At 70.8% G+C, this 22,230-nt stretch carries 23 protein-coding genes; 12 read left to right on the top strand and 11 right to left on the bottom strand.

Annotated features, from left to right (window positions below; all coding sequences use genetic code 11):
- The first annotated feature begins 24 nt into the window (after positions 1 to 24).
- From DP939_RS21855 to DP939_RS21845, 3 genes are all read left to right on the top strand, one after another.
- A complete protein-coding gene (locus DP939_RS21855) occupies positions 25 to 2,844 on the top strand; it encodes an AfsR/SARP family transcriptional regulator (RefSeq protein WP_225878413.1) in 2,820 nt (939 codons plus the stop codon).
- A gap of 359 nt (positions 2,845 to 3,203) precedes the next feature.
- On the top strand, positions 3,204 to 3,770 hold the full coding sequence (locus DP939_RS21850) for an RNA polymerase sigma factor (RefSeq protein WP_225878412.1): 567 nt from the start codon (positions 3,204 to 3,206) through the stop codon (positions 3,768 to 3,770).
- On the top strand, positions 3,767 to 4,450 hold the full coding sequence (locus tag DP939_RS21845) for a hypothetical protein (protein ID WP_113982620.1): 684 nt from the start codon (positions 3,767 to 3,769) through the stop codon (positions 4,448 to 4,450). The genes DP939_RS21850 and DP939_RS21845 overlap by 4 nt, the downstream gene beginning before the upstream one ends.
- A gap of 1 nt (position 4,451) precedes the next feature.
- Here the strand turns inward: DP939_RS21845 and DP939_RS21840 are convergent, their stop codons facing one another.
- The 4 genes from DP939_RS21840 to DP939_RS21825 all read right to left on the bottom strand — a co-directional run bounded on the left by DP939_RS21840 (position 4,452) and on the right by DP939_RS21825 (position 7,412).
- Positions 4,452 to 5,381 (bottom strand): cation diffusion facilitator family transporter, encoded by a 930-nt coding sequence (locus tag DP939_RS21840; RefSeq protein ID WP_113982619.1) that lies wholly within the window; start codon positions 5,379 to 5,381, stop codon positions 4,452 to 4,454.
- Positions 5,381 to 5,797, bottom strand: coding sequence for an ArsR/SmtB family transcription factor (locus tag DP939_RS21835; protein WP_113982618.1), 417 nt, complete (start codon positions 5,795 to 5,797; stop codon positions 5,381 to 5,383). The genes DP939_RS21840 and DP939_RS21835 overlap by 1 nt, the downstream gene beginning before the upstream one ends.
- 90 nt (positions 5,798 to 5,887) lie before the next feature.
- A complete protein-coding gene (locus DP939_RS21830; RefSeq protein WP_113982617.1) occupies positions 5,888 to 6,490 on the bottom strand; it encodes a superoxide dismutase in 603 nt (200 codons plus the stop codon).
- A 79-nt stretch (positions 6,491 to 6,569) separates the two neighbouring features.
- Positions 6,570 to 7,412, bottom strand: a complete 843-nt coding sequence (locus DP939_RS21825) for a helix-turn-helix domain-containing protein (RefSeq protein ID WP_113982616.1) — start codon at positions 7,410 to 7,412, stop codon at positions 6,570 to 6,572.
- A 103-nt stretch (positions 7,413 to 7,515) separates the two neighbouring features.
- On the opposite strand from DP939_RS21825, the gene DP939_RS21820 reads away from it, so the two are divergent.
- Together DP939_RS21820 and DP939_RS21815 are read left to right on the top strand one after the other, a co-directional pair.
- Positions 7,516 to 8,880, top strand: coding sequence for an MFS transporter (locus DP939_RS21820; RefSeq protein WP_113982615.1), 1,365 nt, complete (start codon positions 7,516 to 7,518; stop codon positions 8,878 to 8,880).
- A gap of 89 nt (positions 8,881 to 8,969) precedes the next feature.
- Positions 8,970 to 10,169, top strand: a complete 1,200-nt coding sequence (locus tag DP939_RS21815) for a terpene synthase family protein (RefSeq protein WP_113982614.1) — start codon at positions 8,970 to 8,972, stop codon at positions 10,167 to 10,169.
- A 445-nt stretch (positions 10,170 to 10,614) separates the two neighbouring features.
- On the opposite strand, the gene DP939_RS21810 is transcribed toward DP939_RS21815, so the two are convergent.
- From DP939_RS21810 to DP939_RS21800, 3 genes are all read right to left on the bottom strand, one after another.
- The gene (locus tag DP939_RS21810) at positions 10,615 to 11,073 is read right to left on the bottom strand and encodes a hypothetical protein (RefSeq protein ID WP_113982613.1); all 459 of its coding nucleotides are present in this window, start codon (positions 11,071 to 11,073) and stop codon (positions 10,615 to 10,617) included.
- 201 nt (positions 11,074 to 11,274) lie between these two features.
- A complete protein-coding gene (locus DP939_RS21805) occupies positions 11,275 to 11,907 on the bottom strand; it encodes a TetR/AcrR family transcriptional regulator (RefSeq protein WP_113982612.1) in 633 nt (210 codons plus the stop codon).
- A 9-nt stretch (positions 11,908 to 11,916) separates the two neighbouring features.
- Positions 11,917 to 12,324 carry an SgcJ/EcaC family oxidoreductase gene (locus tag DP939_RS21800; RefSeq protein WP_199565325.1) on the bottom strand — a complete coding sequence of 136 codons (408 nt, stop codon included), beginning with the start codon at positions 12,322 to 12,324 and terminating at the stop codon, positions 11,917 to 11,919.
- Positions 12,325 to 12,519: 195 nt separating this feature from the next.
- Here DP939_RS21800 and DP939_RS21795 point away from each other — a divergent pair, with 195 nt between their 5' ends.
- Positions 12,520 to 12,909: an SSI family serine proteinase inhibitor gene (locus tag DP939_RS21795; protein ID WP_158578647.1), complete on the top strand. Its 390-nt coding sequence runs from the start codon at positions 12,520 to 12,522 to the stop codon at positions 12,907 to 12,909.
- A gap of 32 nt (positions 12,910 to 12,941) precedes the next feature.
- Here DP939_RS21795 and DP939_RS21790 read toward each other — a convergent pair whose 3' ends face one another.
- On the bottom strand, positions 12,942 to 14,285 hold the full coding sequence (locus tag DP939_RS21790; protein WP_147268069.1) for an XRE family transcriptional regulator: 1,344 nt from the start codon (positions 14,283 to 14,285) through the stop codon (positions 12,942 to 12,944).
- 282 nt (positions 14,286 to 14,567) lie between these two features.
- Here DP939_RS21790 and DP939_RS21785 point away from each other — a divergent pair, with 282 nt between their 5' ends.
- Together DP939_RS21785 and DP939_RS21780 are read left to right on the top strand one after the other, a co-directional pair.
- Complete coding sequence (locus tag DP939_RS21785; protein WP_113982608.1) at positions 14,568 to 14,897, top strand: hypothetical protein; 330 nt, start codon at positions 14,568 to 14,570, stop codon at positions 14,895 to 14,897.
- The gene (locus DP939_RS21780) at positions 14,881 to 15,177 is read left to right on the top strand and encodes a hypothetical protein (protein ID WP_113982607.1); all 297 of its coding nucleotides are present in this window, start codon (positions 14,881 to 14,883) and stop codon (positions 15,175 to 15,177) included. The genes DP939_RS21785 and DP939_RS21780 overlap by 17 nt, the downstream gene beginning before the upstream one ends.
- A 199-nt stretch (positions 15,178 to 15,376) precedes the next feature.
- Here DP939_RS21780 and DP939_RS21775 read toward each other — a convergent pair whose 3' ends face one another.
- Positions 15,377 to 16,327, bottom strand: coding sequence for a LysR family transcriptional regulator (locus tag DP939_RS21775; protein ID WP_199565324.1), 951 nt, complete (start codon positions 16,325 to 16,327; stop codon positions 15,377 to 15,379).
- A 144-nt stretch (positions 16,328 to 16,471) separates the two neighbouring features.
- On the opposite strand from DP939_RS21775, the gene DP939_RS21770 reads away from it, so the two are divergent.
- From DP939_RS21770 to DP939_RS21755, 4 genes are read left to right on the top strand one after another with little or no spacing between them, the layout of a single operon-like run.
- On the top strand, positions 16,472 to 17,812 hold the full coding sequence (locus DP939_RS21770; protein ID WP_113982606.1) for an MFS transporter: 1,341 nt from the start codon (positions 16,472 to 16,474) through the stop codon (positions 17,810 to 17,812).
- Positions 17,813 to 17,822: 10 nt separating this feature from the next.
- A complete protein-coding gene (locus tag DP939_RS21765) occupies positions 17,823 to 18,755 on the top strand; it encodes a carbon-nitrogen hydrolase family protein (RefSeq protein WP_113982605.1) in 933 nt (310 codons plus the stop codon).
- 5 nt (positions 18,756 to 18,760) lie between these two features.
- Positions 18,761 to 19,828 carry a phenylacetaldoxime dehydratase family protein gene (locus tag DP939_RS21760; RefSeq protein WP_113982604.1) on the top strand — a complete coding sequence of 356 codons (1,068 nt, stop codon included), beginning with the start codon at positions 18,761 to 18,763 and terminating at the stop codon, positions 19,826 to 19,828.
- 31 nt (positions 19,829 to 19,859) lie between these two features.
- The gene (locus DP939_RS21755) at positions 19,860 to 20,807 is read left to right on the top strand and encodes a carbon-nitrogen hydrolase family protein (protein ID WP_113982603.1); all 948 of its coding nucleotides are present in this window, start codon (positions 19,860 to 19,862) and stop codon (positions 20,805 to 20,807) included.
- Positions 20,808 to 20,814: 7 nt separating this feature from the next.
- Here DP939_RS21755 and DP939_RS21750 read toward each other — a convergent pair whose 3' ends face one another.
- Entirely contained in the window at positions 20,815 to 21,468 is a 654-nt protein-coding gene (locus DP939_RS21750) for an NAD(P)H-binding protein (protein WP_113982602.1), read from the bottom strand.
- Between the two features lie 10 nt (positions 21,469 to 21,478).
- Positions 21,479 to 22,177, bottom strand: a complete 699-nt coding sequence (locus tag DP939_RS21745) for a type 1 glutamine amidotransferase domain-containing protein (RefSeq protein ID WP_113982601.1) — start codon at positions 22,175 to 22,177, stop codon at positions 21,479 to 21,481.
- Positions 22,178 to 22,230 lie beyond the last annotated feature (53 nt).

The raw sequence follows: 22,230 nt of genomic DNA, 5'->3' as shown, positions 1-22,230 counted from the left end.
CTGGGAAGCACCAAACAACGGGCCATGCTGGCCGCGCTCATCGCGGACGCCAACCGGCCGGTCGCCGACCATGTGCTGATCGAGGCGTTGTGGGGCAGCGCGCCGCCTCGTACCGCCGGTGACAACCTGCGGCTTTACGCCAGCAGGCTGCGCCGGGTCCTCGGCGCGGACCGGATCGTACGGCGGCACGGCGGGTACCTGCTCGCCGTACGCCAGGGCGAGCTGGACCTGCACCGGTTCGCGACGCTCGCCGACGGCGGGGCCGCGGCCCTGCGGCGCGGCGACCACGACAAGGCCGCGGGCCTGCTGCGGGAGGCGCTCGCGCTGTGGCGCGGCCCCGCGTACGCCGAGCTGGACGCGGGAGACGACGCCCCCCGCCTGGAGGAGTGGCGGCTGACCACCCTGGAGAACCGCATCGAGGCCGACCTCGCGCTCGGCCGCGGCCCCGACCTGGTGGCCGAGCTGGTCGGCGAGGTGGCCGCGCACCCGCTGCGCGAACGGCTGCGCGGCCAGCTCATGCTCGCGCTGGCCAGGAACGGCCGCCGGGCCGAGGCGCTGACCCTGTACGCCGAGACCCGCCGCCTGCTCGCCGACGAGCTGGGCGTCGAACCCGGCCCCGAGCTGCGCGAACTCCACCTGACCATCCTTCGCGGCGAGGTCGCCCACGGCGGCGCGCCCTCCCCCGCCCAACTGCCGCTGAACATCGCCGACTTCACCGGCCGCGAGGGCGAGGTGACGGCGCTGATCGAGCGCCTGAAGGACGACACCGCGGTGCCCGTCGTGGTGATCTCCGGGATGGGCGGGGTGGGCAAGTCCGCGCTGGCCGTGCACGTCGCGCACCAGATGATCGACGCCTTCCCGGACGGCCAGCTCTACGCGAACCTGGGCAACACCGACCCCGCGTCCGTGCTGAGCGCCTTCCTGGGCGCGCTCGGCATCTCGGGGCTGAGCGTGCCGGAGGACGTGCAGGCCAGGGCGGCGCTGTTCCGCAGCCACCTGGCCCGGCGCAGGGCGCTGATCCTGCTGGACAACGTCGCCACCGAGGAGCAGGTCCGCCTGCTGCTGCCGGGCAGTCCGACGTGCGCGATGCTGGCCACGAGCCGGACCCGGCTGTCCGGCCTCGCGGGCGCCCACCTGGTGGACCTCGACGTACTGCCCAGGGTGAAGGCGGTGGAGCTGTTCGCCCGGGTGGTCGGGCGGGAGCGGGTGGCGGCGGAGCCCGCCGCGGTGACCGAGATCGTCGACCTGTGCGGGCAGATGCCGCTGGCGGTCCGCATCGCGGGGGCCCGGCTGGTGGCGCGGCCCCGGCGTACGGTGGCCTGGCTGGCCCGGCGGCTGCGCGACGAGCACGGCAGGCTCGACCAGCTCGTGGCGGGCGACCAGGCGGTACGCGCGAGCCTGTCGCTGAGTTACGTCGGGCTGACCGAACCGGCGCGGCGCGCGTTCCGGCTGCTCGGCCTGCTCGACTGCCCCGACTTCGCCGCCTGGGTGGCCGCCGCGCTGCTGGACTGCTCGATCCACGAGGGCGAGGCGCTGGTTGACGAGCTGGTGGACGCGCAACTGCTGACCGCGTTCGGCACCGACAGTTCCGGCAATCTGCGCTACCGGTTTCACGATCTGGTCCGCCTGTACGCCAGGGAGCACACCTCCCCCGAGGACGACGACGCGGTGGCCCGCGCCCTCGGCGGCTGGCTGGCGCTGGCCGAGCGGGCGATGGTCCACGTGCCGGGGGCCTGCTACGCGATCATCCACGGCCCGGCCGCCCGCTGGGAACCGCCGGCCGTCGTCGTACGCGAGTACCTGGCCGACCCGATGGCGTGGTTCGCCGACGAGCGCCGGGCGCTGATCGCCGCGGTACGCCAGGCGTGCGCCCGTTCCCTGGACGACCTCGCCTGGGACCTCGCCGCCTCGATGGAACGCTACTTCGACGTCAGGGGCTACTTCGAGGACTGCCGCCGGGTCAACGAACCCGCGCTTGAGCTGTGCCGCAAGACCGGCAACCGGCTGGGCGAGGCGGTGATGCTGCGCGGCCTGCTGGACGTCACGACCTGGATCGGCACCGGCTACGACGGGGAGGCGATGGCCGCCCTGGACCGCAAGGCCGCGCTGCTGCTGGAGATGTTCCGCGAGATCGGCGAGCACCGCGGCCTTTCCGACGCGTACGCGATGCGCGCCTGGGGCCTGGCCGCGGCCGGGGAGAGCGAACGCGCCCTGGAACACGGCCGCGAGGCGCTGCGCCTGGCCGCGGAGACCGGGCACACGGGGGGCGAGGCGCGGGCGCACCTGGCGATGGCGGTGGCGCACGGCGAGGCGCGTACCGAGCAGGCCACCCCGCACCTGCGGCAGGCGCTCGCGCTGGCCAAGGAGATCGGCAACCGGCGGTTCGAGGCGACCGCGCTGCAGTTCCTCGGGATCTCGCACACGGCGGCGGGGGAGTTCGAGCAGGCGCACGAGTGCCTGATGGGCTCGCTGGAGATCTGCAACGCCTCCCCGGACCCGGCGTCGGAGGCGCTGACGCTCGTCGTACTGGCCGGTCTGTACGCCCGCACCGGAGACGAGCGCGCGCGCCGGACCGCCGAGACCGCCGAGTCGATGAGCAGGCAGTACAACCTGTCGCATCACCTGGCCGACTCCCTCGCCGTGCTCGGCGGGCTGGATCTGGCCGAGGGGCGGGCGGCTTCGGCGGTGCGCAGGCTGGAGGAGTCCGTCGGGCTGTGGCGGGCCAGGGGGTGGAGTTCGTTCCTGGGGCGGACGCTGCTGGTACTGGCCGACGCGTACGCCGCCGTGGGCGACCTCGACGCTGCGGAGGGGTGTCGCGCCGAGGCCGCCCAGGTGATGAAGTGATCACGCGTACCGGGCCGGTCCCCGGATGGGGGCGTGCCCCCGTTGCCGCCCCCATCCCCTCCCGCTACGGCCAGAACGGCCGGGGGCATCGTCTTGGATGACGCTACGACCACGGGGACGGGAGGCCGTGGTCGTAGCGGGCGTTCGTCGCGCAACGTCCAGTCCATCCGGATCCGACTCCTCGCGAGCGGTTGCCCCAGGAAAGATTGAATCCCGTCGCTGTATAGCTTTCGTATACGACCGCGGACAGCCTGACGGTTCCGCGGGCGTCCCGTGGGCGCACACCCGCCTCTTTTGTAACGCCGGTCGGCCGGCGGCAAAGGAGGGGGTGTGTTGGGACGCTCGGCAAAGGAGCTTTGGTGAAGCTGAAACAGACGGGACTGGCGGGCATCGCCCGTGATCCCGCCGCCTTCGAGGCATTTTACGAGCGCCACTTCAACGACGTGACGAAGTTCCTGGCGAGGCGGGTGATCGACCCGCAGACCGTCGCGGACCTCACGGCGGACGTCTTCCTCGCCGCGCTCGACTCGGCGCACACCTACCGGCCCGGCCGGGGGAGCGAGATCGCCTGGCTGTACGGCGTGGCCCGCAACACCCTGCTCGCCGAACGCCGCAGGTCCGTCAGGGAGCAGCGGGCCAACCGCAAGATCGCGGGCCGCCGGCTGCTCGACGGGGACGACATCGCCCGTCTCGAAGAACGCATCGACGCCGAGGCTTCGGCCCGCCTGGCCATCGAACGGATGGCCGAACTGCCGGACAAGGACCGCGCCCTGCTCGAACTGGTGGCCATCGACGGCCTCAGCACCGCCGAGGCCGCCGCGGCGCTCGGCATCCGGCAGGGCACGGCCCGGGTGCGGCTGCACCGGGCCAGACGCTCGATTCACCAGGTTCCCGGCATCATGCCCGCGATCGGAGGAACGAAATGAACAACGGTTTCAAGGACAGGTTGCTCGTGGAACTCAAGGCGGAGGTCGCCGAACGGGCGGCGCGGCGGCGCTCCCCGGCGCCGCGCTGGATGCCCAGCCGCCGACTCCTGGCGGGGGCCGGGGTCGTCGGGGTGGCGGCGGCGACGGCGCTGGTCGTACCCCTGGTGACCGGCCAGGAGCCGCCCGCGTACGCGCTGACCGAGGGCGCGGACGGCTCGATCAACCTCAAGATTCACGAACTGCGCGACGCCGACCAGGTCGAGAAGGACCTCGCCGGGTACGGGATCACCGCCGACGTCACCTACCTGCCGCTGGGCAAGCGCTGCGGCAACGGCCGGGCCAAGCGGCTCCCGGGCGACGATGTCGAGTTCACCAAGGAGCAGATAGGGAGCAAGGACCCCGTTGTCCAGCAGCAGGTCCGTGATCTGCTGGACAGCACGCCTTCGGCCAAGGCCATCCGCCCGCGCGACGGCATCACGATCTATCCGCAGTACATCAAGCCGGGCCAGCGGGTGCTGATCGAGGCCGCGGAGAACCCGGGGGAGGTCAGCGTCGCGAATCCGGGCGTCGTCTGGTCGTTCTCCGGCCACCTGGTGGAGGGCCCGATCGCGCCGTGCGAGGTCGTGGACGACCCGTCGGCGTTCGAGGTCGGTGACGCCACCCCGCCGCCCGGTAGCTGAGTCACCAGCCCAGTTCGTCGCAGCCGGTGTGGTCGCGCGGCTCGACCTGAAGGGTCGCGTGCGCCACGCCGTGGTGCTCGCGCAGCAGGTGGCGGGCCCGGTCCAGTACGGCGTGGCTGTCGTCCGGCTCGCCGGTGACGAGGTGGACGGTCGCCACGTTCATGCCCGAGGTCAGCGTCCACAGGTGCAGGTCGTGTACGTCGCACACGCCGTCGATGGCGGCCAGGTCACGGGCCACGGCCCCGGCGTCCATGCCCTCGGGTACGTGCTGGCCGAGTACGGCGAACACCTGCCTGCCGAGCGCGACCGCGCGGAAGGCGACGAACGCGCCGATGGCCAGGGCGACGACGGTGTCCCAGTACGCCTGACCGGTCGTGGTGATCAGCCAGCCCGCCGCGATCACCCCGACCGAGCCCGCCGTGTCGGCCATGACCTCCAGGTACGCGCCCTTCACGTTGAGGCTCTCGCCGGCTCCCGACCGGAGCAGCAGCAGGGCGACGACGTTGACCGCCAGGCCGATCGCACCCACGATGAGCATCGGCCCGGCGGACACCTCGGCGGGGCCGCCGATCCGGCTGATCGCCTCGATGACCACGTAGAACGCGACGCCGAGCATCATCACCACGGCCAGCAGCGAGGCGAACACCTCGGCCCGGTAGGAGCCGTAGCTGCGGCGTCCGGTGGTGTCGGGGCGGGTCGCGATCCGCGTGGCGACCAGGGCCGCGCCGAGGGTGACCACGTCGGCGGCCATGTGACCGGCGTCCGACAGCAGTGCCAGCGAGCCGGAGAGGAGGCCGTACACCAGCTCGACGACGAAGAAGGAGCCGATCAGCCCGAAGGAGACCGCCAGTCGCCAGCGGTGCTTGGCACCGGCGTGGCCGCTCGCCTGGCCGTGCCCGTGCCCATGACCGTGCCCGTGCCCGACGCCCATCAGGTCTGCTCGCCGCGCTCGGGGTGGATGAGCTCGCTGTGCTCGGTGTGGGCGAGCGCCAGGTCGAGCAGCATCCGCACGTGGGGGTCCTCAAGGCGGTAGTAGGCCATCCGGCCGGAGCGGCGGACGGCGACGATGCGGTGCGCCCGCAGCAGGCGCAGCGCGTGCGACACCGCCGACTCGCTCTGGCCGGTCACCGCCGCGAGGTCGCACACGCACAGCTCTCCGTCGAGCAGCGACACCAGCAGGCGCAACCGGCCCGCGTCGGACAGCAGCCCGAAGACGTCGGCGGTGTCGTCGAGGTCTTGCGTGGCGGGCATCCGCTCTCGCACCGCGGCGACGCGGGGCGCGTCGACGACGCGCACGGTACAGCCGTCGATGTCGATCAGGCCCTTGACGTCTGAAGAGCTATTCATATGAGCAAGATAGCCGCGAGGCGCCGCGGTCTGTCAACCGGGGGGCGGTGTTCTGACCGGAAACGGTCAGAACACCGCCCCGGCGGGCGATCAGGCGCCCTTGGCGGCCTCGAAGCGACGGATGACGTCGTTCCAGTTGATGAGACCCCACAGCTTTTCCACGTAGTCCGGGCGGACGTTGCGGTACTGCAGGTAGTACGCGTGCTCCCAGGCGTCGAACACCAGCAGTGGCGTGGTGTTCATGCCGATGTTGCCGTGGTGGTCGTAGACCTGCTCCACCACCAGGCGGCGGCCCAGCGGCTCCCAGGCCAGCACGCCCCAGCCCGACCCCTGCACGGTGGCCGTGGCGGTGGTGAGCTGCTTCTTGAAGTTGTCGAAGGAGCCGAAGTGCTCGGTGATGGCGTCACCGAGGGCTCCGTCGGGGCGGTCGCCGCCGTCCGGGGAGAGGTTCTCCCAGAAGATGGTGTGCAGGACGTGGCCGGAGAGGTTGAAGGCGAAGGTCTTCTCCAGGCCGACGAGCCCGCCGAATTCGCCCTTGTCGCGGGCATCGGCGAGCTTTTCCAGCGTGTCGTTCGCGCCCTTCACGTAAGCGGCGTGGTGCTTGGCGTGGTGCAGCTCCAGGATTTCCCCGGTGATCGCCGGCTCCAGGGCCGCGTAGTCGTAGGGCATGTCCGGAAGTGAGTACTGGCCCATACGTAGGCTCCCTTGTTGCGAATAATATGCAACAACGATACTCACGCAGCACGCCCCCAAAAGCCCGGGGCCCCGTGAATCACGGGGTTTCCGGCAGCAGCCGGCGCAGGGCCGCCGCCGAGGCGGAGCCCGGTTCGGCGGTGAACATCACCAGCCGCTGCCCCGGGTCCTCGGGCAGCTCGAACACCTCCTCGGCGAGCGTCATCCGGCCTGCGCGCGGATGCTCGAACCGGGCCGTCACCGAGGCGCAGGTACGTACCGGGTGCTCGGCCCACAGCCCGGCGAACTCCTCGCTCTTCATGGTCAGTTCGCCGATCAGGCGGGCCAGCTCGGGGTCGTTGGGGTAGCGCCCGGCCACGACCCGCAGGAACGCCGCGTGGTCGCGGGCCTTGGCGGGCCGGTCGGCGTACAGCGCCCGGTGGACGGGGTCCAGGAAGACCATCCGGCTCAGGTTGGGCCGCCGGTCCTCGTGCCGCGGCCGCTCGAAGTCCAGGTGCCAGGCGAGCAGGGCGTGGGCCAGGCGGTTCCAGGCCAGTACGTCGGCGCGGCGGCCGACGATCATCGCGGGGACGGCCTCGATCGCGTCGATCAGCGCCCGCTTGCCTGGCGGCAGGTGCTCGGGACCGTGCGGCGGTGCGTGGCGTACCGGGTGGGAGATGCGGAACAGGTGGGCGCGCTCGTCCGCGTTGAGGCGCAGCGCGCGGGCGATGGCGGCGAGTACGGCGTCGGAGACGTTGCCGCCGTGGCCCTGTTCCAGACGCGTGTAGTAGGCCACGCTCAGCCCGGCGATCTGGGCCAGTTCCTCGCGGCGCAGGCCGGGGACGCGGCGCCGCCCGCCGTACGGCGTGACGCCCGCCTCGTGCGGCGGCATCGCGTCACGCCGGGAACGCAGGAAGGCCGCCAGCTCGGCGCTTAGTTCCATATGTAGGAGTATGGGCGATTCGCCAGCGGTCAGCCTGACCCTGCCGGTGGTAGGAAAAGCGGGTGGCTGGGTAAGCCCGCGCGGCCCGCCCAGGGTGGGCCGCATGACCGTCGACACCCGCACCAGGATGACCGGTCGCGAACGGATGATCCTGGTGATCCTCCTCGGCGCGCAGTTCATGCTGGCCGCCGACTTCTCCATCTTCACCGTCGCGCTGCCCGCCATCGGCGGCGCGGTCGGCCTGGACCTCGCCGCGCTGCAATGGGTCGCCACCGCCTACGCGCTGCCCGCGGCCGGGCTGACGCTGCTGTTCGGGCGGGTCGCCGACCTGTACGGCAGGCGGCGCATGCTGCTCACCGGCATGGCGATCCTCGCCGTCTCCTCGGCGGCGGGCGGCCTGTCCGGCGATCCGGTCGCGCTGCTCGCCGCCCGGGTCGCGCAGGGCCTGGCCACCGCGATCACCATGCCCGCCGCGCTGTCCCTGATCACCACGTCCTTCGCCGAAGGGCCGTTGCGGGAACGCGCGCTCGGCCTCAGCGGGGCGCTGATGGCCACCGGGTTCACGGCGGGTTCGCTGCTCGGCGGGGTGCTCACCGGCGCGCTGAGCTGGCGCTGGGCCTTCCTGATCAACGTACCGGTGGCGCTCGCCGTACTCGCCGCCGCTCCGGGACTGCTGCCGCGCGGGCGCGGCACGGCCGGGGGCGCGCTCGACCTGCCCGGCGCGCTCGCCGTGACCGGCGGCATGGTCGCCCTCGTGTACGGCGTGACCACCGAGCCCCCCGCGCTGCTGCTCGCGGGCGTACTGCTCGGGGCGTTCCTGTGGATCGAACGGCGCAGCCCCCGGCCGCTGGTACCTGCGGGGATGCTCCGGCGGCCCACGGTGAAGTGGGGCAATCTGGGCGGCCTGGCCACCGTGGGGATGGCCACCGCGACGACGTTCCTGATGACGATCTACCTTCAAGGCGTGCTCGGGTACTCCGCCACGGTGACCGGCCTGGCGCTCGGGATACCGGGGCTCGCCGCCTTCGCCGGGTCCGTCGCGGCCCCGGCCCTGATCAGGCGGTGCGGCTCGCACGCCGTACTGTCCGGGGGGCTCGCCGTCCAGGGGGCCATGACCGCGTTGCTGCTGTTCACCGGTACCGGCCGGGGCGCGATCGGGCTCGTGATCATCGTGGTGGGCGCGTGCTTCGCGGGGAACATGGCCGCTGTCGTCGCCTTCACCGTCACCGCGACCTCCCGCATCCCCGATCACGAACAGGGGCTGGCCACGGGCATCGCCACGATGACCCAGCAGGTCGCGATGACCCTCGGCATCCCGGTGATCAGCGCCGTGGTGGCCGCCGCGACCGGGCCGTCGGCGCAGGCCGTACTGTCCGGTATCCACGCGGGCCTGCTGGCCAACGCCGCCATTCCGCTGGCGGCGGCGGCCTTGATCGCGTTCTTTCTGTCATATCGTAACGCAGAGTAGATATTCGGATACGGATTGTGAAAGAATGAAGGTGACCGAAACGCGCCGTCCCCCGGGCCCGTCCCTCGGCCGTTGCGAAAGGACCTCACATGACGCGATTCACCGGTCGTCCGACCGGTCTGGGCACGGCCGCGGCCCACCTGTACGCCTGTGGCGCGCCCGCATCCGCGTCGTCCGGCGTGTCGGCGCGGCCCCCGACCATCTTCCAGCCCTTCGCCCACCGCATGCATCGGGAGGCCGAGCGCGCGGGCGACGAGTCGATCGCCTGGCTGCGGGGGTTCGGCATCGAGTGGCCGGCCGGCCAGTGGGAGGAGATCGAGAGCGAGCGCTCGGGCTACTGGTGGGGCCTTTTCGATCCGGGCGCGGCCGACTACGAGCGCTTCCGGCTGGGCGCGGACCTGCTCACCGCGCTGTTCCCCTTCGACGACGCCTACTCGGGCAGATACGCGCGGGCCACCCCGCCCCAGGCGGTGACATGGGCCGGTCGATGGCTGCGGCTGCTCGACGACCCCCGCTTCGCCGAGCCCTGCGGGCACCCGGTCAACGCGCCGATGGTCGATGTGCTGCGCCGCGCGGCCACGATCGCCACGCCCGTCCAGTACCGCCGCTTCGCGGAGGCCGAGCGGGTGTACATCAGCAGTCTCGGCTGGGAGTTCGCGGGCGAGGACGACACCGTGCGCACCGACATGGGCGAGGCCGCCGCGTGCCGCTTCTACACCGCCGGGGTCGGCGGGATCATCGGCCTGCTGCCCATCACCCATGATCTGTGGATCAGTGACGAGGTGGCCTGCCAGGGCGTCTTCCGGGCCTACACCGAGGCGGCGATCCTGGTGATGTCGCTGTACAACGACCTGTTCTCCTACGCCAAGGAGCAGGCCGACGCGCCCGGCGACGTCAATGTCCTGGCCGCCGCCGCGCGGGAGCACGGCGGGGCGCTCGACACCGCTTTCCGGAAGGTCGTCAGCCTGCACAACCAGGCGATGGACCGGGTGGTGCGCCTCGGTTCCCGGCTGCGGGCGCTCGGTTCACCCGACCTGACGCACTACACCAGGGCGGTGGAGGAACTGATCGCGGGCAACCTCGAATTCGGCCGGGCCGCCGTCCGCTACCGAGACGGCGAAGACATCCTGCCCCCGTACACCATCACCCGCACCCCACCGCCAGCGCCCCTCGGCCCCACCGACATCGCCACCTTCGCCTGGTGGTGGGACGAAGAACGCCTGACCGGCCAGCGCACCGCCCTGCCGATCCAGACCCGCGTCCGCCGCCTCAGCGTGGTCGCCGGCTGAGGCGGGGATCACGGCCGCCGGGTGCGCCGGGGAGCCGTCACCGTGGAGGCATGCCGTTACCGGGCATGCTGCCCGATCTCGGAGGGCCGGGCTACCGGCCGATACCGTGGCGACCATGGCCGACCGGCTTCACCAGGGGCGCAGACCCCAGGGCGGGCGTGTCAGCCGGTGCTGGAACGGCGGGTGAGCGGTGGCGCTCGCGAAACGCCGGGCACAGTGCGCGACTGTGAACGGCGGTCGGCGAGAGAGGGCCTGCCGTACCGCTTGTCACACGGGTACCATCACGGCCGCCGCGCGCGGCGATCACGCCGATGACCTGCGGCCTGGTCCGCCGGGCGGTCACCTACCGGCCGTAACGGCCGGTCACATGGTTCCGGGCGCCGGCGGGCCACCCTGCTGTTCGGCCTTGCGTCAGCTCAGCGGGTCGCGGGTACCGCGCTGGTGCTCAAACCGCGCTGACCCAGCGTGCCGCGATTGTCGTGCGGCCGTCGGCGTTGCTGAGGATGGAGGCGTTGTTGCCCGCCGTGCCGATGGACTTCGCGTAAAGGCTCACGACGTCGTTCGCGGCGAATTCCGCGAAGATCGTCTGCCCGGCGGTGGCCTGGCCGACGAGATTCGCGGGGCCGCCGCCACCGGCCAGCGCCTGACTGCCCTCGATGAGGCTCTGCCCCTTGTAAAGGACCGTGCCGGCCCACTGGTGGGAGTTCGCGGCGCCCACGTTGATCACCGAACGGGCTTGGTAGGAGACCTCCCACACGCCGGGGAAGGGGATCGTGATCGTCAGGCCCGCCGGGTGGATCTGCTCATAGGCGGCGGTGAGGAGCTGGTTGAGGTCGAGCGGGCCGGTCTGGACCCATAACTTGGAGGGGCCCTGCTTGGGAGGCACATAGGCCGGTGACGTCATGCCTCGAACGCTAGCCCGACGCGATCAGTGTGGCAGCGATCTTGGCGGTTGGACTCCTATCACCATTCTGGTACGGCAGTCTCACACTCCATCGGTAGGCCATTCGATGGTATGGCGCGGTCGGTGGATCGAGGAGCCGAAGGTCGGCGGGCGGCCTTCCCTCGGCCTCTCGTCCGTGTGATGGGCGTCTCGCGCCCGTGATCAGGCAGTGTCGCCGCGGACGCCGTTCAGCAGAGTCCGGACGAGCGATTCGGTGAACCGCTCGGGAGACTCCAGCGGTTCCTGCGACCAGGGGCGGAACAGCATGGGCAGCACCCGGTCATAGCAGGCGCCGACGAGCAGGGTGGCCGCCGCGTCGGCGTCCATGTCCGGGGCCAGGCGGCCGAGGCGTTGCTCGGCCGTGAGGTGGGCGGACATGTGCTGGCGGAGGTTGTCGCCCTTCACCGATCGCGGGAGGGACTGGAAGCGGGCGAGTGCCTTCGGCTGGCCGAGCAGCGCGGCGAAGGACGGCATCACGCGTTCGTGCAGGTCGAGGATGTGCCGGAGATGACCTGCGAGGCTGGCCTCGATGGTGCCCGTGCCGGGGGATGGAGGCGGCGGCAGAGTACGCTCGGCCGCTTCGATGTCGGCCAGCAGGGCGTGCGCGAGTAGATCCTCCTTGTCGGCGAAGTAGTTGTAGAGAACGCCGTCGGCGACCCCGGCCTCGCGGGCGATGGCTCGGACCGTCAACTGGGCGGTCTGCCGTTCCGTGATGAGACGCCGGGTGATGCTGATCAGGTGGTCGCGCAGCCCCGGGCTCTCGGGGGTCCGGAGGACGGCGGCGGGCCGGGGCATGTCGGTTCCTTACGGTTTGGCGTTGATTCTCGTGTTCTGGAAGGTCCGGAACAGCCATTGTCCGTCCTGCTTGACGGCGACCTTGGTCTGGATCGACAGATCCTCGGGACGGCATTCCTGCTCTCCGGGGCGGATGATGCAGTTTCCGCTGGTGATGACCACTGCCATGGCGGGCGTGAGGAAATCCACGATGCGTGTCGTCGGTGGGGACATCCGGGTGCCCGCCATGAAGGTCGCGAATCCCTCCTGCATGGTCTCGGTGATGGCGGCCCGTCCGTGGAAGTGCCCGCCCATGACGTCGATGAGGTCGGCGTCGTCGGTGAAGGTCGCGGCGAAGGCGGCACCGTCATGGGCCCAACTGTCGATCTGCTGCTGTTCGAGCTCTTCCAGGGCGAGTTCGTCGGCGGCGTGGGTCAAGATGGCTCCCTCTATGAACGTCGTTCATGAACAGCGTTCACGCTACCTGACGATGCCCTCGGGTGCTCCAAGGCCCCCGCGTTTAGGTGACTTCGGGCGAGGGGAGCAAGCCCTCACCGGCTGGAGGAGCAATGGTTCCGTAAGCCCGATGGAAGGGGAGAGTTCATGGTTCTTGTACTGCCCCTTGTTCGCAGAGTGGCCGCGCTCGCGCTGGGCGTGACTCTGTGGGCGCCCTTCACGGCGGCCCCGCCCGCCGCCGCGCACCCGGGATCGGGGATGGGGATCTTCACGTACATGGAGATCACCGTCACCTACACGATCAGCGGCAGGGTCGTTTCGACAAGCCTGAGCTGCGACCCCGACAACCGCACCCACCCCAACCCGAAGCAGGCCTGTGACGTGCTGCGCAAGGCGGGCGGCGACTTCAGCAGAATCCAGCCCATCCACCGCGCCTGTCCCCATGTCATCGACCCGGTCATCGTCAACGTCGACGGGTTCTGGCGCGGTAGTGGCTTCGAGTACGAAAGAGAGTTCATCAACCGGTGCGTTGCGGATGCCACGCTTGGTGATGTCACCAGGTTCTGATCACCACCCCTGATCCTTCTGACAGGGCTCGATCAGGCTGATGTCAGGGCCACGTTGATGCGGTCGCGGAGGTCGGCCATCTCGCTGATCTTCGGGTGCTGGCGGGTGGTCTTCCGGAGGTCGATCAGGTAGTCGCGGATGCGGTGGGAACGCACTGACGCGGCGCGGTCCACGATCTCGGCACCGATGGCGGCGCCCTCGTGCGGGTCGGCACCCGCGATGTGCAGCCGGGCGACCAGAAGCAGAGTGAAGGCCCGCGCCCTGGCGGAAGTGTCCCTATGCGTGGCGGCAGCGGTAGTGAGTCGCCGTATCCCCTCCTCGCGGGAGGGCGCGTGGGAGAGTTCGGCCAGGGTGTGGCCGGTCTCTCCGGCGTGTTCGGCCGCGTCGTACCAGTGCAGCGGGCCGGAGGTGTCGATCGCCGTGATGTCCGCGAACAGGTCGTCGGCCAGCCCGACCGCCGCGATGGCCTCCTGGTCCCGACTGAGTTGGGCCAGCGCGCGGGAACGGACCGCCGAGAGCATGGCGCGGGCGGCGGGGGTGAGGCGGTCCGAGCGGACCTGTGCCATCTCGATGCGGGTGAGCGTGGTGTCGGGGTCATTCCGCCACAGGGCCTGCCGGGCCATCGAGGCCAGAATGATGGCCCGCTGCTGGAAGTCACCGGCTTCTTCGGCGCACATCAGGGCCAGCCGATACTGGCGGCTCGCCGTCTCGTGGTCGTAGATGTCGAAGGCCATGAAGCCCGCCACGCCGCTCAAGTACGCGACTGCGGAATACAGCTCGTCGTGCAGCTTGTCCGGACAGCGCGCGTCCAGCAGGGCGACGGCGTGCCGAAGTTGCGCGGTGACCGCTGGGCGGAGGAGACCGCCGCCGTACTGCTCGTCCCATTGCGAGAAAGTCTGGGCGACCGTCCGGATCTCCTGGATTTCGGTCATGCCGATTTTCGCGGGGATTGGGGTGGGCTTGGCGGGTTCGATGAGTGCGGAAAGTGCGGATGGGGTGAAAGTGGCCCCAAGGCCCAGTGCGGCGGCTGAGAGGAACTGTTTACGATCCACGTCGTCTACGTTATCAATAGGCTGCAAAGTCCTACGAGGAGGAGAAAAGCCCAATTCTGCGTCGGTTTGTACCTCTAGCACCGCCCGCAACCCGGATCGATAAGAGGCGCTGGGCCACCGGATCTCACCACGTTCCAGCTTGCCGATGTAGCCAGCGTCCAGCGCGGACATCTGCCCCGAGTGCTGGTGAATCCACTGGTTGACCAGGTCTGCCAGCTCCTGACGGGAAAGCTCGCTCCCCGCCCAGGTGGGAGATTCCTTCTGTATGCGAGCCTTGTGCAGTGCGTGGTTCAGCTTGTCCGGGTCTGCCGTCCGCTTCGCCATGTTCCAGGCCCTCCGGGATGACCATCGCTGACCTAAAGCATGCTTAATGTATCTCCCTTTCGTCGTTCACGCGGGGTGATTCTGCGCGCCGATCAGGGATTACCCGCACTTCCCCACACCGAGGAGACTGAGGGCCGCTGAAACAGCGGAACCCGCCGAACAACGGCCAGGAGTTCGGCGGGCCCCTAGATCGCACGCAGGAGGTGCGACCACGATGCACGATCGTACGGCGTTGCCGGCTGACGAGGGGAACGTATTCGGTGATCGCGGATGAATTCCTTTATGCTCGCATTCTGGCAGATACGCCCGGTGTCTCCGCCGGTCACCACCCCGGCCGAAACCGCGCGCGCATTGCACGACGCGCTCGCCCTGCGCGGCATCCATGCGGACCTCACCGGTGATCAGAACCGGGTCCGGCTGTCGCTCTGCTCCGGCCTGGTCGCCATCGTCCAGGACGACGGGATCTGGTGGCACAGCCCCCGCACGCTGCACCCCGGCATCCCGCTGTACGTCCACCGCTGCACCGTGACCGGCGCCGCCGAAGCCCTGGCCTGCGACTACGCCCTGCTGAACCCGGACGCCGAGGAGTCCCCCGATGTGGCCGTTCCCTGACGGGTTCCTCCTCGGCTGCACGGTACGCCCGCTGCTGGCGGTGTGGGAGGTCCAGGCCGGTGGGCGGGGTGCGGGCGGGGTGAGCGACTGCCCGGCCGCCGCCGAGGACGCGATGTTCGAGGTGCTGGACGCCTGCCCGTCCGGGCGGGGGCGGGTCCGGTACGCGCGGCTGTCGTGGGTCGGCGTGGGGTATGTGTACGGGCCGACCCGGCTGACCGCGCACCGCCAGGACGGCGTGACCGTCACGGTGTCCGGCGACGCGTGGGAGGGCCCTTCTTGAGCGGGCACGGCGGCGTGGTGCGGAAAAGGGCGTCGCCGTGCCGTACGGCGGCGGGCGGGTACGAGGTCGGCTCCCCGCCCGCCGCCACCACCTGAGACGCGCGGCGGCCGTTCTGTACCTTCCCTGGGCCGTACCGCGCTCTGCGGGCGGGCGGCGTGCCCCACAACGCCGCCCGCCCGCACCCACTTTCAAACCGGCTTCAATCCAGGACATGCCGGACGCCGCTGACCTGCGCGGACACCTCCGCGATGGTCCGGACCAGCCACATGACCGCCGGATTCTTCCCGCTCATGTGGTGCCACAGCACGCTGACGGTGAACCTGGGCAGCCGGAACGGCGGCTCGCAGACCTCCAGCCCGAAGTCCGCCGCCAGGACCTCCGCGACGTGCCGTGGCATCGTCGCCACGGCGGTGCTCCGCGCCAGCAGCAGCGGGACCATCGCGAAGTGCGCCGTCGAGGCCAGCTTGTGCCGCCGCAGGCCCTCCGCCTCCAGTACGTCGTCGACGATCCCCCGCGCGCCGTTCGCCGAGATCATGACGTGCGGCGCGGCGACGTACTCCTCCCTGGTCAGCGCGCCCGTCCGGCCGAAGGCCGTGCGGTCGTAGACGGTGGCGTAGCCGGACTCGAAGAGCACCCGGCTGCGGTAGTCCGGCCCCCAGCGGTCGGAGGCGACCACGCCGACGTCGGCGCTGCCCTCGTCGAGCAGCCCGGTGATGGTCATGCGGTTGGCGAGCAGGCAGCGCAGCGACGAGGCCGGGCTGGTCTCGGCCACCCTGGCGATCAGGCGCGGCATCAGCAGCGCCTCAAGATCGTCGGACATGCCGAGCCGGAAGACCGCGTGGTCGGCGGCGGGGTCGAAGGCCGGTTCGCCCGCCACGGCGACGTGGAGGGTGGTCAGCGCCGCCTCGATCCTGCCGCTCAACTGGCGGGCCAGCACGGTCGGCGCGACGCCCCCGGGCACCCGCACGAACAGCGGATCGTGGAACAGCCTGCGCAGCCGGGTCAACGACGCGCTGACGGCGGCCTGGCTCATCCGCAGGTGCTCGGCGGCCCGCGTGACGTTGCCCTCGCGCAGCACGGTCGCGAACACGACGAAGAGATTGAGGTCCACCCCGCGCAGCCGTGTCAGAACGTCGTCCGGATCGTTCACCGGCCACCCCCCACTACCAGGCACGATCGACCCGGTCGATGGGAATCATACGTAACTATTGTTAGACGTGATATTGGATACAAGCCTACCTTCGGGACAGTTCTCGCTCGTACCTGCGCGAGAGCCCGCACAGGAGGTAACCCCATGTCCCACCTACCAGCGGTCGGCACCGCCCACGCGTCCCCCAGGCCGATCCGTCAGCCGAGCCGGGCGGATCTGCGCTCACTCCGCGCTGCGGTCGCCGGGAACATTCTCGAGTGGTTCGACTGGACCCTCTACGCGGTGTTCTCGACGTACCTCGCCGCTCACTTCTTCGACAGGAGCGATCCGGCGTCCGCGCTGCTGGCCACGCTGGCGGTGTTCGCCGTGGGGTTCGTCGCCCGGCCGTTCGGCGGACTGATCTTCGGCGCGATCGCCGACCGGTACGGGCGGCGGGCCGTACTGATCTCGACCATCTCCACGATGGCCGTGACCAGCCTGGTCATCGCCCTGCTGCCCGGCTACGAGCAGATCGGCGTGTGGTCCTCGGCCGCGCTGCTGGCCACCCGCCTGGTACAGGGACTCGCCCACGGCGGCGAATCGGGGGTCTCCTACACCTACGTCGCCGAGATCGCGCCCGCCGAACGCCGGGGCCTGTGGTCCAGCTCCGTCTTCTTCGCCGTCACCCTCGGCGTGATGGCCGCGACGAGCCTCGGCGCGGTCCTCACCCTCGTCCTCGGGCAGGAGGAGACCGCGAGCTACGGCTGGCGGCTGGCGTTCGTCGCGGGCGCGCTTCTCGGGCTGTTCGTGCTGGTACTGCGGCGGAGCGCCGCCGAGACCGAGACGTTCAGCGACCAGAACCCGCAGGCCGAGGCGGCGACCGCGCCGATCGGCCGGGCGAACTCCCTCAAGATCGGCGGCCTGGTCATCCTGCTCGCCGCCGGGCACAACTGCGCTTACTACATCTGGGCCACCTTCGCGCCGTCCTTCGCCATCTCCGCCAAGGGGATGGACCCGAGCGGCGCGTTCCTGGCCAGCCTCGCCGCGCAGGCCCTCGCGCTGGGCCTGATCGTTTTCTGGGGGGCGATGTCGGACCGGATCGGCCGCAGGAAGCAGATCATCGCCATGGGCGTGGTCGCCATCCTGACGTACTTTCCCCTGTCACTGCTGATCAGCGGCGAGCCGTGGACCCTGTTCATCGCCCAGACGGTGGGCATGGGCGTGTGGGCCATGGGCGCCTCGATGTACCCGGCGATGGTCTCCGAGCTGTTCCCCACCCGGATTCGCGCCGCCGGGGTCGGGTTCGCGACCTCGGTCTCCGTCGCCGCGTTCGGCGGTACCGCGCCCCTGCTGCTGACCTGGAGCAACCAGTCGGGGAACGGCTGGATCTTCTGGCTCTGGATCGGGGTCCTCTCCCTGCTGGCGGTCATCGGCGGCCTGCTGGTCCGGGAGTCCAAGGGCAGCGACCTGCGGTCCGTGCCGAGCCCCTTCCGTCGCTCGCGCTGAGGAGGTACCGATGCCCGCGACACGCGTAGCGGTGATCCAGGCGGCCACCCGCCTCTTCGACCCCTGGCACGCCATCGACCTGGTGGCCGGCTGGACGGCCAGGGCGGCGGCACAGCGCGCCCGGCTGGTCGTCTTCCCCGAGTCCTTCGTCGGGGGCTACCCGAAGGGGAGCGACTTCGGGGCCGTCATCGGACGGCGTTCCGCCGAAGGGCGCGAGGAGTACCGCCGGTACTTCGAGTCGGCGGTGGAGGTGCCCGGACCGGCCGCCGACGCGCTCGGCCGGATCGCCGCCGACGCCGGGACCGTGCTCGTGGTCGGCGTCATCGAGCGGGACGGCTCGACGCTGTACTGCGCGATGCTCACCTTCGGCCCGGACGGCGCCCTGCTCGGCAAGCGGCGCAAGCTGCTGGGGGTGGGGGCCGAGCGGCTGCTGTTCGGCTGGGGCGACGCCTCCACGCTGGACGTCCACCCCACCGACGCCGGGCGGGTCGGCACGGTCATGTGCTGGGAGAACCTGATGCCCGCCGTCCGCATGGCGATGTACGCCCAGGACGTGCAGATCTACTGCGCGCCGACCGCCGTGGGCACCGAACTGGACGTGGTGACCGCGCGGCACATCGCCCGCGAGGGCCGCTGCTTCGTGCTGGCGGCCAACCAGGTGATGCGCGTTGCGGACTACCCGCCGGGGTACCTCCCGGCCACCGGGCCGGGGCGCGGCACGGTGATCTCCCGCGGCGGCAGCGTGATCGCCGGGCCGGACGGCGGCGTACTCGCCGGTCCGGTCTGGGACGAACAGACGATGCTGCTCGCCGATCTCGACCTCGACGAGATCCCGCGCTGGAAATACGACTTCGACGTGACGGGCCATTTCGCCCGTCCCGACCTTTTCCGGCTGACCGTGGATCGTTCCGTCCGGTCTGCGGTCAGTACGAGTGCGGGGTGACCTGTATGGAGAACACGTACCACATCACCTATGAGCGCAGTATTCCGGAGCGAAGGCCCGACGGCTTCCAGCCGAAGAACGCCCGCTGGTCGCTGCGCTGGCGGCGGCCCACCCCCACGTTGATCGCGGAATGGCTCGGCGTCCAGGGGGTCGAACCGGGCGGCGCCGCCGCCCGCGACTTCCTGACGGCCCTGCGGACCTCCATGGACGTCCCCGACGGGCCCGAGGCGTGGGAGGTCTTCTTCTGCCCGCAGGACGAGACCGGCCGCCCCGCCGTCGTGGCGGTCGCCTACTGGACCTCCGCCACGGCGCACGCGGCCTGGTCGTGCGGCTCCCGCTGGGCCGGCTGGTGGCACTCCCCGGCCCGGCTGGAGGACGGCGTCGGGTACTGGCGGGAGACCATCGTCTGCCCGTATGAGCGGCACGAGACCATCTACTCCCAGCCGCACTACCGGATCGGGCTCGGCCGTACCCGGGAGTCGGAGACCGTCGAGATCACCACCAACGGCTACTTCGGGGCGATGCGCGACCGGATCCCGTTGTCGGCGATCGACCCGCTTGAGTCCCCGCTGGGCGTCGAAGTCGTCCAGGGGCCGCCGCTCGATCCCCGAGGGCGGCGGATCATCGTGCACTCCCCGCTCAACACGTCGGTGATCCGGTCCGGGCAGTTCTGGCACGACTCCGAACCCGAGCAGGCCGCCGACTACGAGGACGCGCTGCGCCCCAAACTCGACCGTGGCATGGACCACCTCGAAGAGCACGCCTCGACCGGGACCATCTTCCTGCGCCGGTTGACCAACCTCGACGAGCACGGGGAGCCGCGCCGCGAGACGTCGATCTACGCCGTCCTCCAGGACATCGCCGGCCTGGAGGAATGGGCGGCCCGGCACGCCACGCACAAGGCCATCTACAAGCACCAGATCGCCAAGGGGCTCGAATACGGCCCCCGGCGGGACGTCATCACCTGGCACGAGGTCTTCGTCCTCCCGGAGAACAACCGGTTCGAGTACGTCAACTGCGCGCCCGGCACCGGACTGACCAGGATCGGCCCGTGGACGACCCCCGCCGCATGACCATCCCGACCCACGAAGGAAACCGACGCACATGACCATCACCCGCGCCGCCGTTGTGCAGGCGGCGACGACGCCTTTCGACAGCGCAGGGGCGCTCGACCGCGTCGAGCACTGGACCGCCGAGGCCGCACGGCAGGGCGCCGCCCTGGTCGTCTACCCCGAGGGCTTCGTCGGCGGCTACCCGAAGGGCTCACACTTCGGCGCGGTCGTCGGCTACCGCTCGCCGGAGGGCCGGGACGAGTACCTGCGGTACTTCAAGGGCGCGATCGAGATACCGGGCCCGGCCACCGGCCGGCTCGGCTCGATCGCCCGCGAGCACGGGGTCTTCATGGTCGTCGGCGCGATCGAACGCGCGGGCTCGACCCTGTACTGCACCGCGATCTACGTCGCGCCGGACGGTTCGCTGCTCGGCAAGCGCAGGAAGCTCATGCCGACCGCCGCCGAGCGGCTGGTCTGGGGGTTCGGGGACGGTTCGACGATGAACGTCCACCACACCGAGATCGGGCGGGTGGGCGCGGTGCTGTGCTGGGAGAACCTGATGCCCGCCGCCCGAATGGCGATGTACCAGCAGGGGATCGAGATCTACTGCGCGCCCACGGCGGTCGGCCTGGAGGCGCACCACGCGACCATGCGGCACATCGCCCAGGAGGGCCGCTGCTTCGTGCTCGCGGCCAACCAGGTGATGCGCGTCCGCGACTTCCCCGACGACCACCCGCGCCCCTTCGGGGACGATCCGGACACCCTGGTGTCCAACGGAGGCAGCTCGATCATCGGGCCGCTGGGCGACGTCCTGGCGGGGCCGGTGTACGACGAGGAGGCCGTCCTGGTCGCCGACCTCGACATGGACGACATCGTGCGCGCCAAGTACGACTTCGACGTGGTCGGCCACTACTCCCGCCCGGACGTCTTCAGGCTGCTGGTGGACACGAGCCCCAAGGCCCCCGTGTCCTTCACGGCCGAAGCGGGGGGCTCTGCCTGACCCGGCCTCATTCCACCTGCTGCCCGACGGCGGCGGCGATCGGCGCAGGTCCTTCGGTCAGCTCCAGGATGCGCCGCCGCACCTCGGGAGTGTGGACGAGCTCGGCGATCGTGGCGGCCACGTCGTCGCGGGTCACCTCGGTGTGGATCAGCGCGGGCGCGAGGCTGATCCGCCCGGTGCCCGGCGCGTCGGTCAGCGCGGCCGGGCGCAGGATCACCCAGTCGAGGTCGGTGGCGGCCAGCTCGACGTCGGCCCGCTTCTTGACGTCGATGTAGTGCTCGAAGGTGTCGGACACATGCCCGTCGCGCCCGGCCTCGGGGAAGACCGAGACCAGCACGAACCGGCGTACTCCCGCGAGGCGGGCGGCGGCGACGGCGGTGGTGAGCCCGCCCCCGTCGATCTTGGTGGTGGCCTCCGCACCGCCTTCCCCGCCGGCCCCGGCGGAGAAGACCAGCACGTCGGTGCCGCGTACCAGCTCGGCGAGCTCGGCGGCGGTGAGGCGGGTCAGGTCGCCGTGAGTGGCCTCGATGCCGTGCTCCGCGAGCGCCCTGCCCTGCTCGGGGCGGCGGTAGAGGCCGTCCACCCGGTCGCCGTCCGCGTGCAGGAGGTGGGCGAGCCGCGAACCGATGCCTCCCGCGATGCCCACGATGAAGACCTTCATCTCATCGACCTTACTTGCGCGCATGAGCGACCTCGTGGACCAGCTTGAGCAGGGCGTCGGCCGCCGGGCCGGAGGAGGCCGGGTTCTGGCCGGTGATCAGCAGGCCGTCCTGCAGGACGTACGGCTCCCAGTCGCCCGCCTTGGAGAAGTCGCCGCCGAGCCTGACCAGCTCGTCCTCCACCAGGAACGGAACGACGCCGGTGAGCTGTACCGCCGCCTCCTCGGAGTTGGTGAACCCGGTGACCCTTCTGCCCCGCACGAGCGGCGTGCCGTCCGGCTTGACGGCGTGCCGCAGGACGCCGGGCGCGTGGCACACCAGCGCGAGCGGCTTGCCCGAGCGCAGTGTGGCCTCGATCAGGCGCGTGGAGTCCGCGTCCTCGGCGAGGTCCCACAGGGGGCCGTGGCCGCCAGGGTAGAAGACGGTGTCGAAGTCCTCGGCCGAGACCGAGTCCAGGCGCACGGTGTGGGCCAGGGCGGTCTTGGCCTCCTCGTCCTTCTCGAAGCGGCGGGTCTCGTCGGTCTGGAAGCCGGGGTCCGTGCTCTTCGGATCCAGCGGCGGCCGCCCGCCCTTCGGCGAGGCCAGGACGACCTCGGCCCCCGCGTCCTTGAAGCGGTAGTACGGCGCGGCCAGCTCCTCCAGCCAGAAGCCGGTCTTCTTACCGGTGTCGCCGAGCCGGTCGTGCGAGGTGAGCACGATCAGAACCTTCATGGTCTTTACTCCTATTTAGTAGACCGGTCGTATATTGATGGGCAAGCGAAGGG

Source organism: Spongiactinospora rosea (genome assembly GCF_003315795.1).
GTDB classification, from domain to species: Bacteria; Actinomycetota; Actinomycetes; order Streptosporangiales; family Streptosporangiaceae; genus Spongiactinospora; species Spongiactinospora rosea.
This window is presented reverse-complemented; position numbering and strand designations above follow the sequence as displayed.

Bases quoted from the DNA above. Each gene is read 5' to 3' on its own strand.
- DP939_RS21855 (WP_225878413.1), top strand. From the start codon at position 25: ATGCTGGCCGCGCTCATCGCGGACGCCAACCGGCCGGTCGCCGACCAT.
- DP939_RS21845 (WP_113982620.1), top strand. From the start codon at position 3,767: ATGAACAACGGTTTCAAGGACAGGTTGCTCGTGGAACTCAAGGCGGAG.
- DP939_RS21840 (WP_113982619.1), bottom strand. From the start codon at position 5,381: ATGGGCGTCGGGCACGGGCACGGTCATGGGCACGGGCACGGCCAGGCG.
- DP939_RS21835 (WP_113982618.1), bottom strand. From the start codon at position 5,797: ATGAATAGCTCTTCAGACGTCAAGGGCCTGATCGACATCGACGGCTGT.
- DP939_RS21830 (WP_113982617.1), bottom strand. From the start codon at position 6,490: ATGGGCCAGTACTCACTTCCGGACATGCCCTACGACTACGCGGCCCTG.
- DP939_RS21825 (WP_113982616.1), bottom strand. From the start codon at position 7,412: ATGGAACTAAGCGCCGAGCTGGCGGCCTTCCTGCGTTCCCGGCGTGAC.
- DP939_RS21820 (WP_113982615.1), top strand. From the start codon at position 7,516: ATGACCGTCGACACCCGCACCAGGATGACCGGTCGCGAACGGATGATC.
- DP939_RS21815 (WP_113982614.1), top strand. From the start codon at position 8,970: ATGACGCGATTCACCGGTCGTCCGACCGGTCTGGGCACGGCCGCGGCC.
- DP939_RS21810 (WP_113982613.1), bottom strand. From the start codon at position 11,073: ATGACGTCACCGGCCTATGTGCCTCCCAAGCAGGGCCCCTCCAAGTTA.
- DP939_RS21805 (WP_113982612.1), bottom strand. From the start codon at position 11,907: ATGCCCCGGCCCGCCGCCGTCCTCCGGACCCCCGAGAGCCCGGGGCTG.
- DP939_RS21790 (WP_147268069.1), bottom strand. From the start codon at position 14,285: ATGGCGAAGCGGACGGCAGACCCGGACAAGCTGAACCACGCACTGCAC.
- DP939_RS21785 (WP_113982608.1), top strand. From the start codon at position 14,568: ATGCTCGCATTCTGGCAGATACGCCCGGTGTCTCCGCCGGTCACCACC.
- DP939_RS21780 (WP_113982607.1), top strand. From the start codon at position 14,881: ATGTGGCCGTTCCCTGACGGGTTCCTCCTCGGCTGCACGGTACGCCCG.
- DP939_RS21770 (WP_113982606.1), top strand. From the start codon at position 16,472: ATGTCCCACCTACCAGCGGTCGGCACCGCCCACGCGTCCCCCAGGCCG.
- DP939_RS21765 (WP_113982605.1), top strand. From the start codon at position 17,823: ATGCCCGCGACACGCGTAGCGGTGATCCAGGCGGCCACCCGCCTCTTC.
- DP939_RS21760 (WP_113982604.1), top strand. From the start codon at position 18,761: ATGGAGAACACGTACCACATCACCTATGAGCGCAGTATTCCGGAGCGA.
- DP939_RS21755 (WP_113982603.1), top strand. From the start codon at position 19,860: ATGACCATCACCCGCGCCGCCGTTGTGCAGGCGGCGACGACGCCTTTC.
- DP939_RS21750 (WP_113982602.1), bottom strand. From the start codon at position 21,468: ATGAAGGTCTTCATCGTGGGCATCGCGGGAGGCATCGGTTCGCGGCTC.
- DP939_RS21745 (WP_113982601.1), bottom strand. From the start codon at position 22,177: ATGAAGGTTCTGATCGTGCTCACCTCGCACGACCGGCTCGGCGACACC.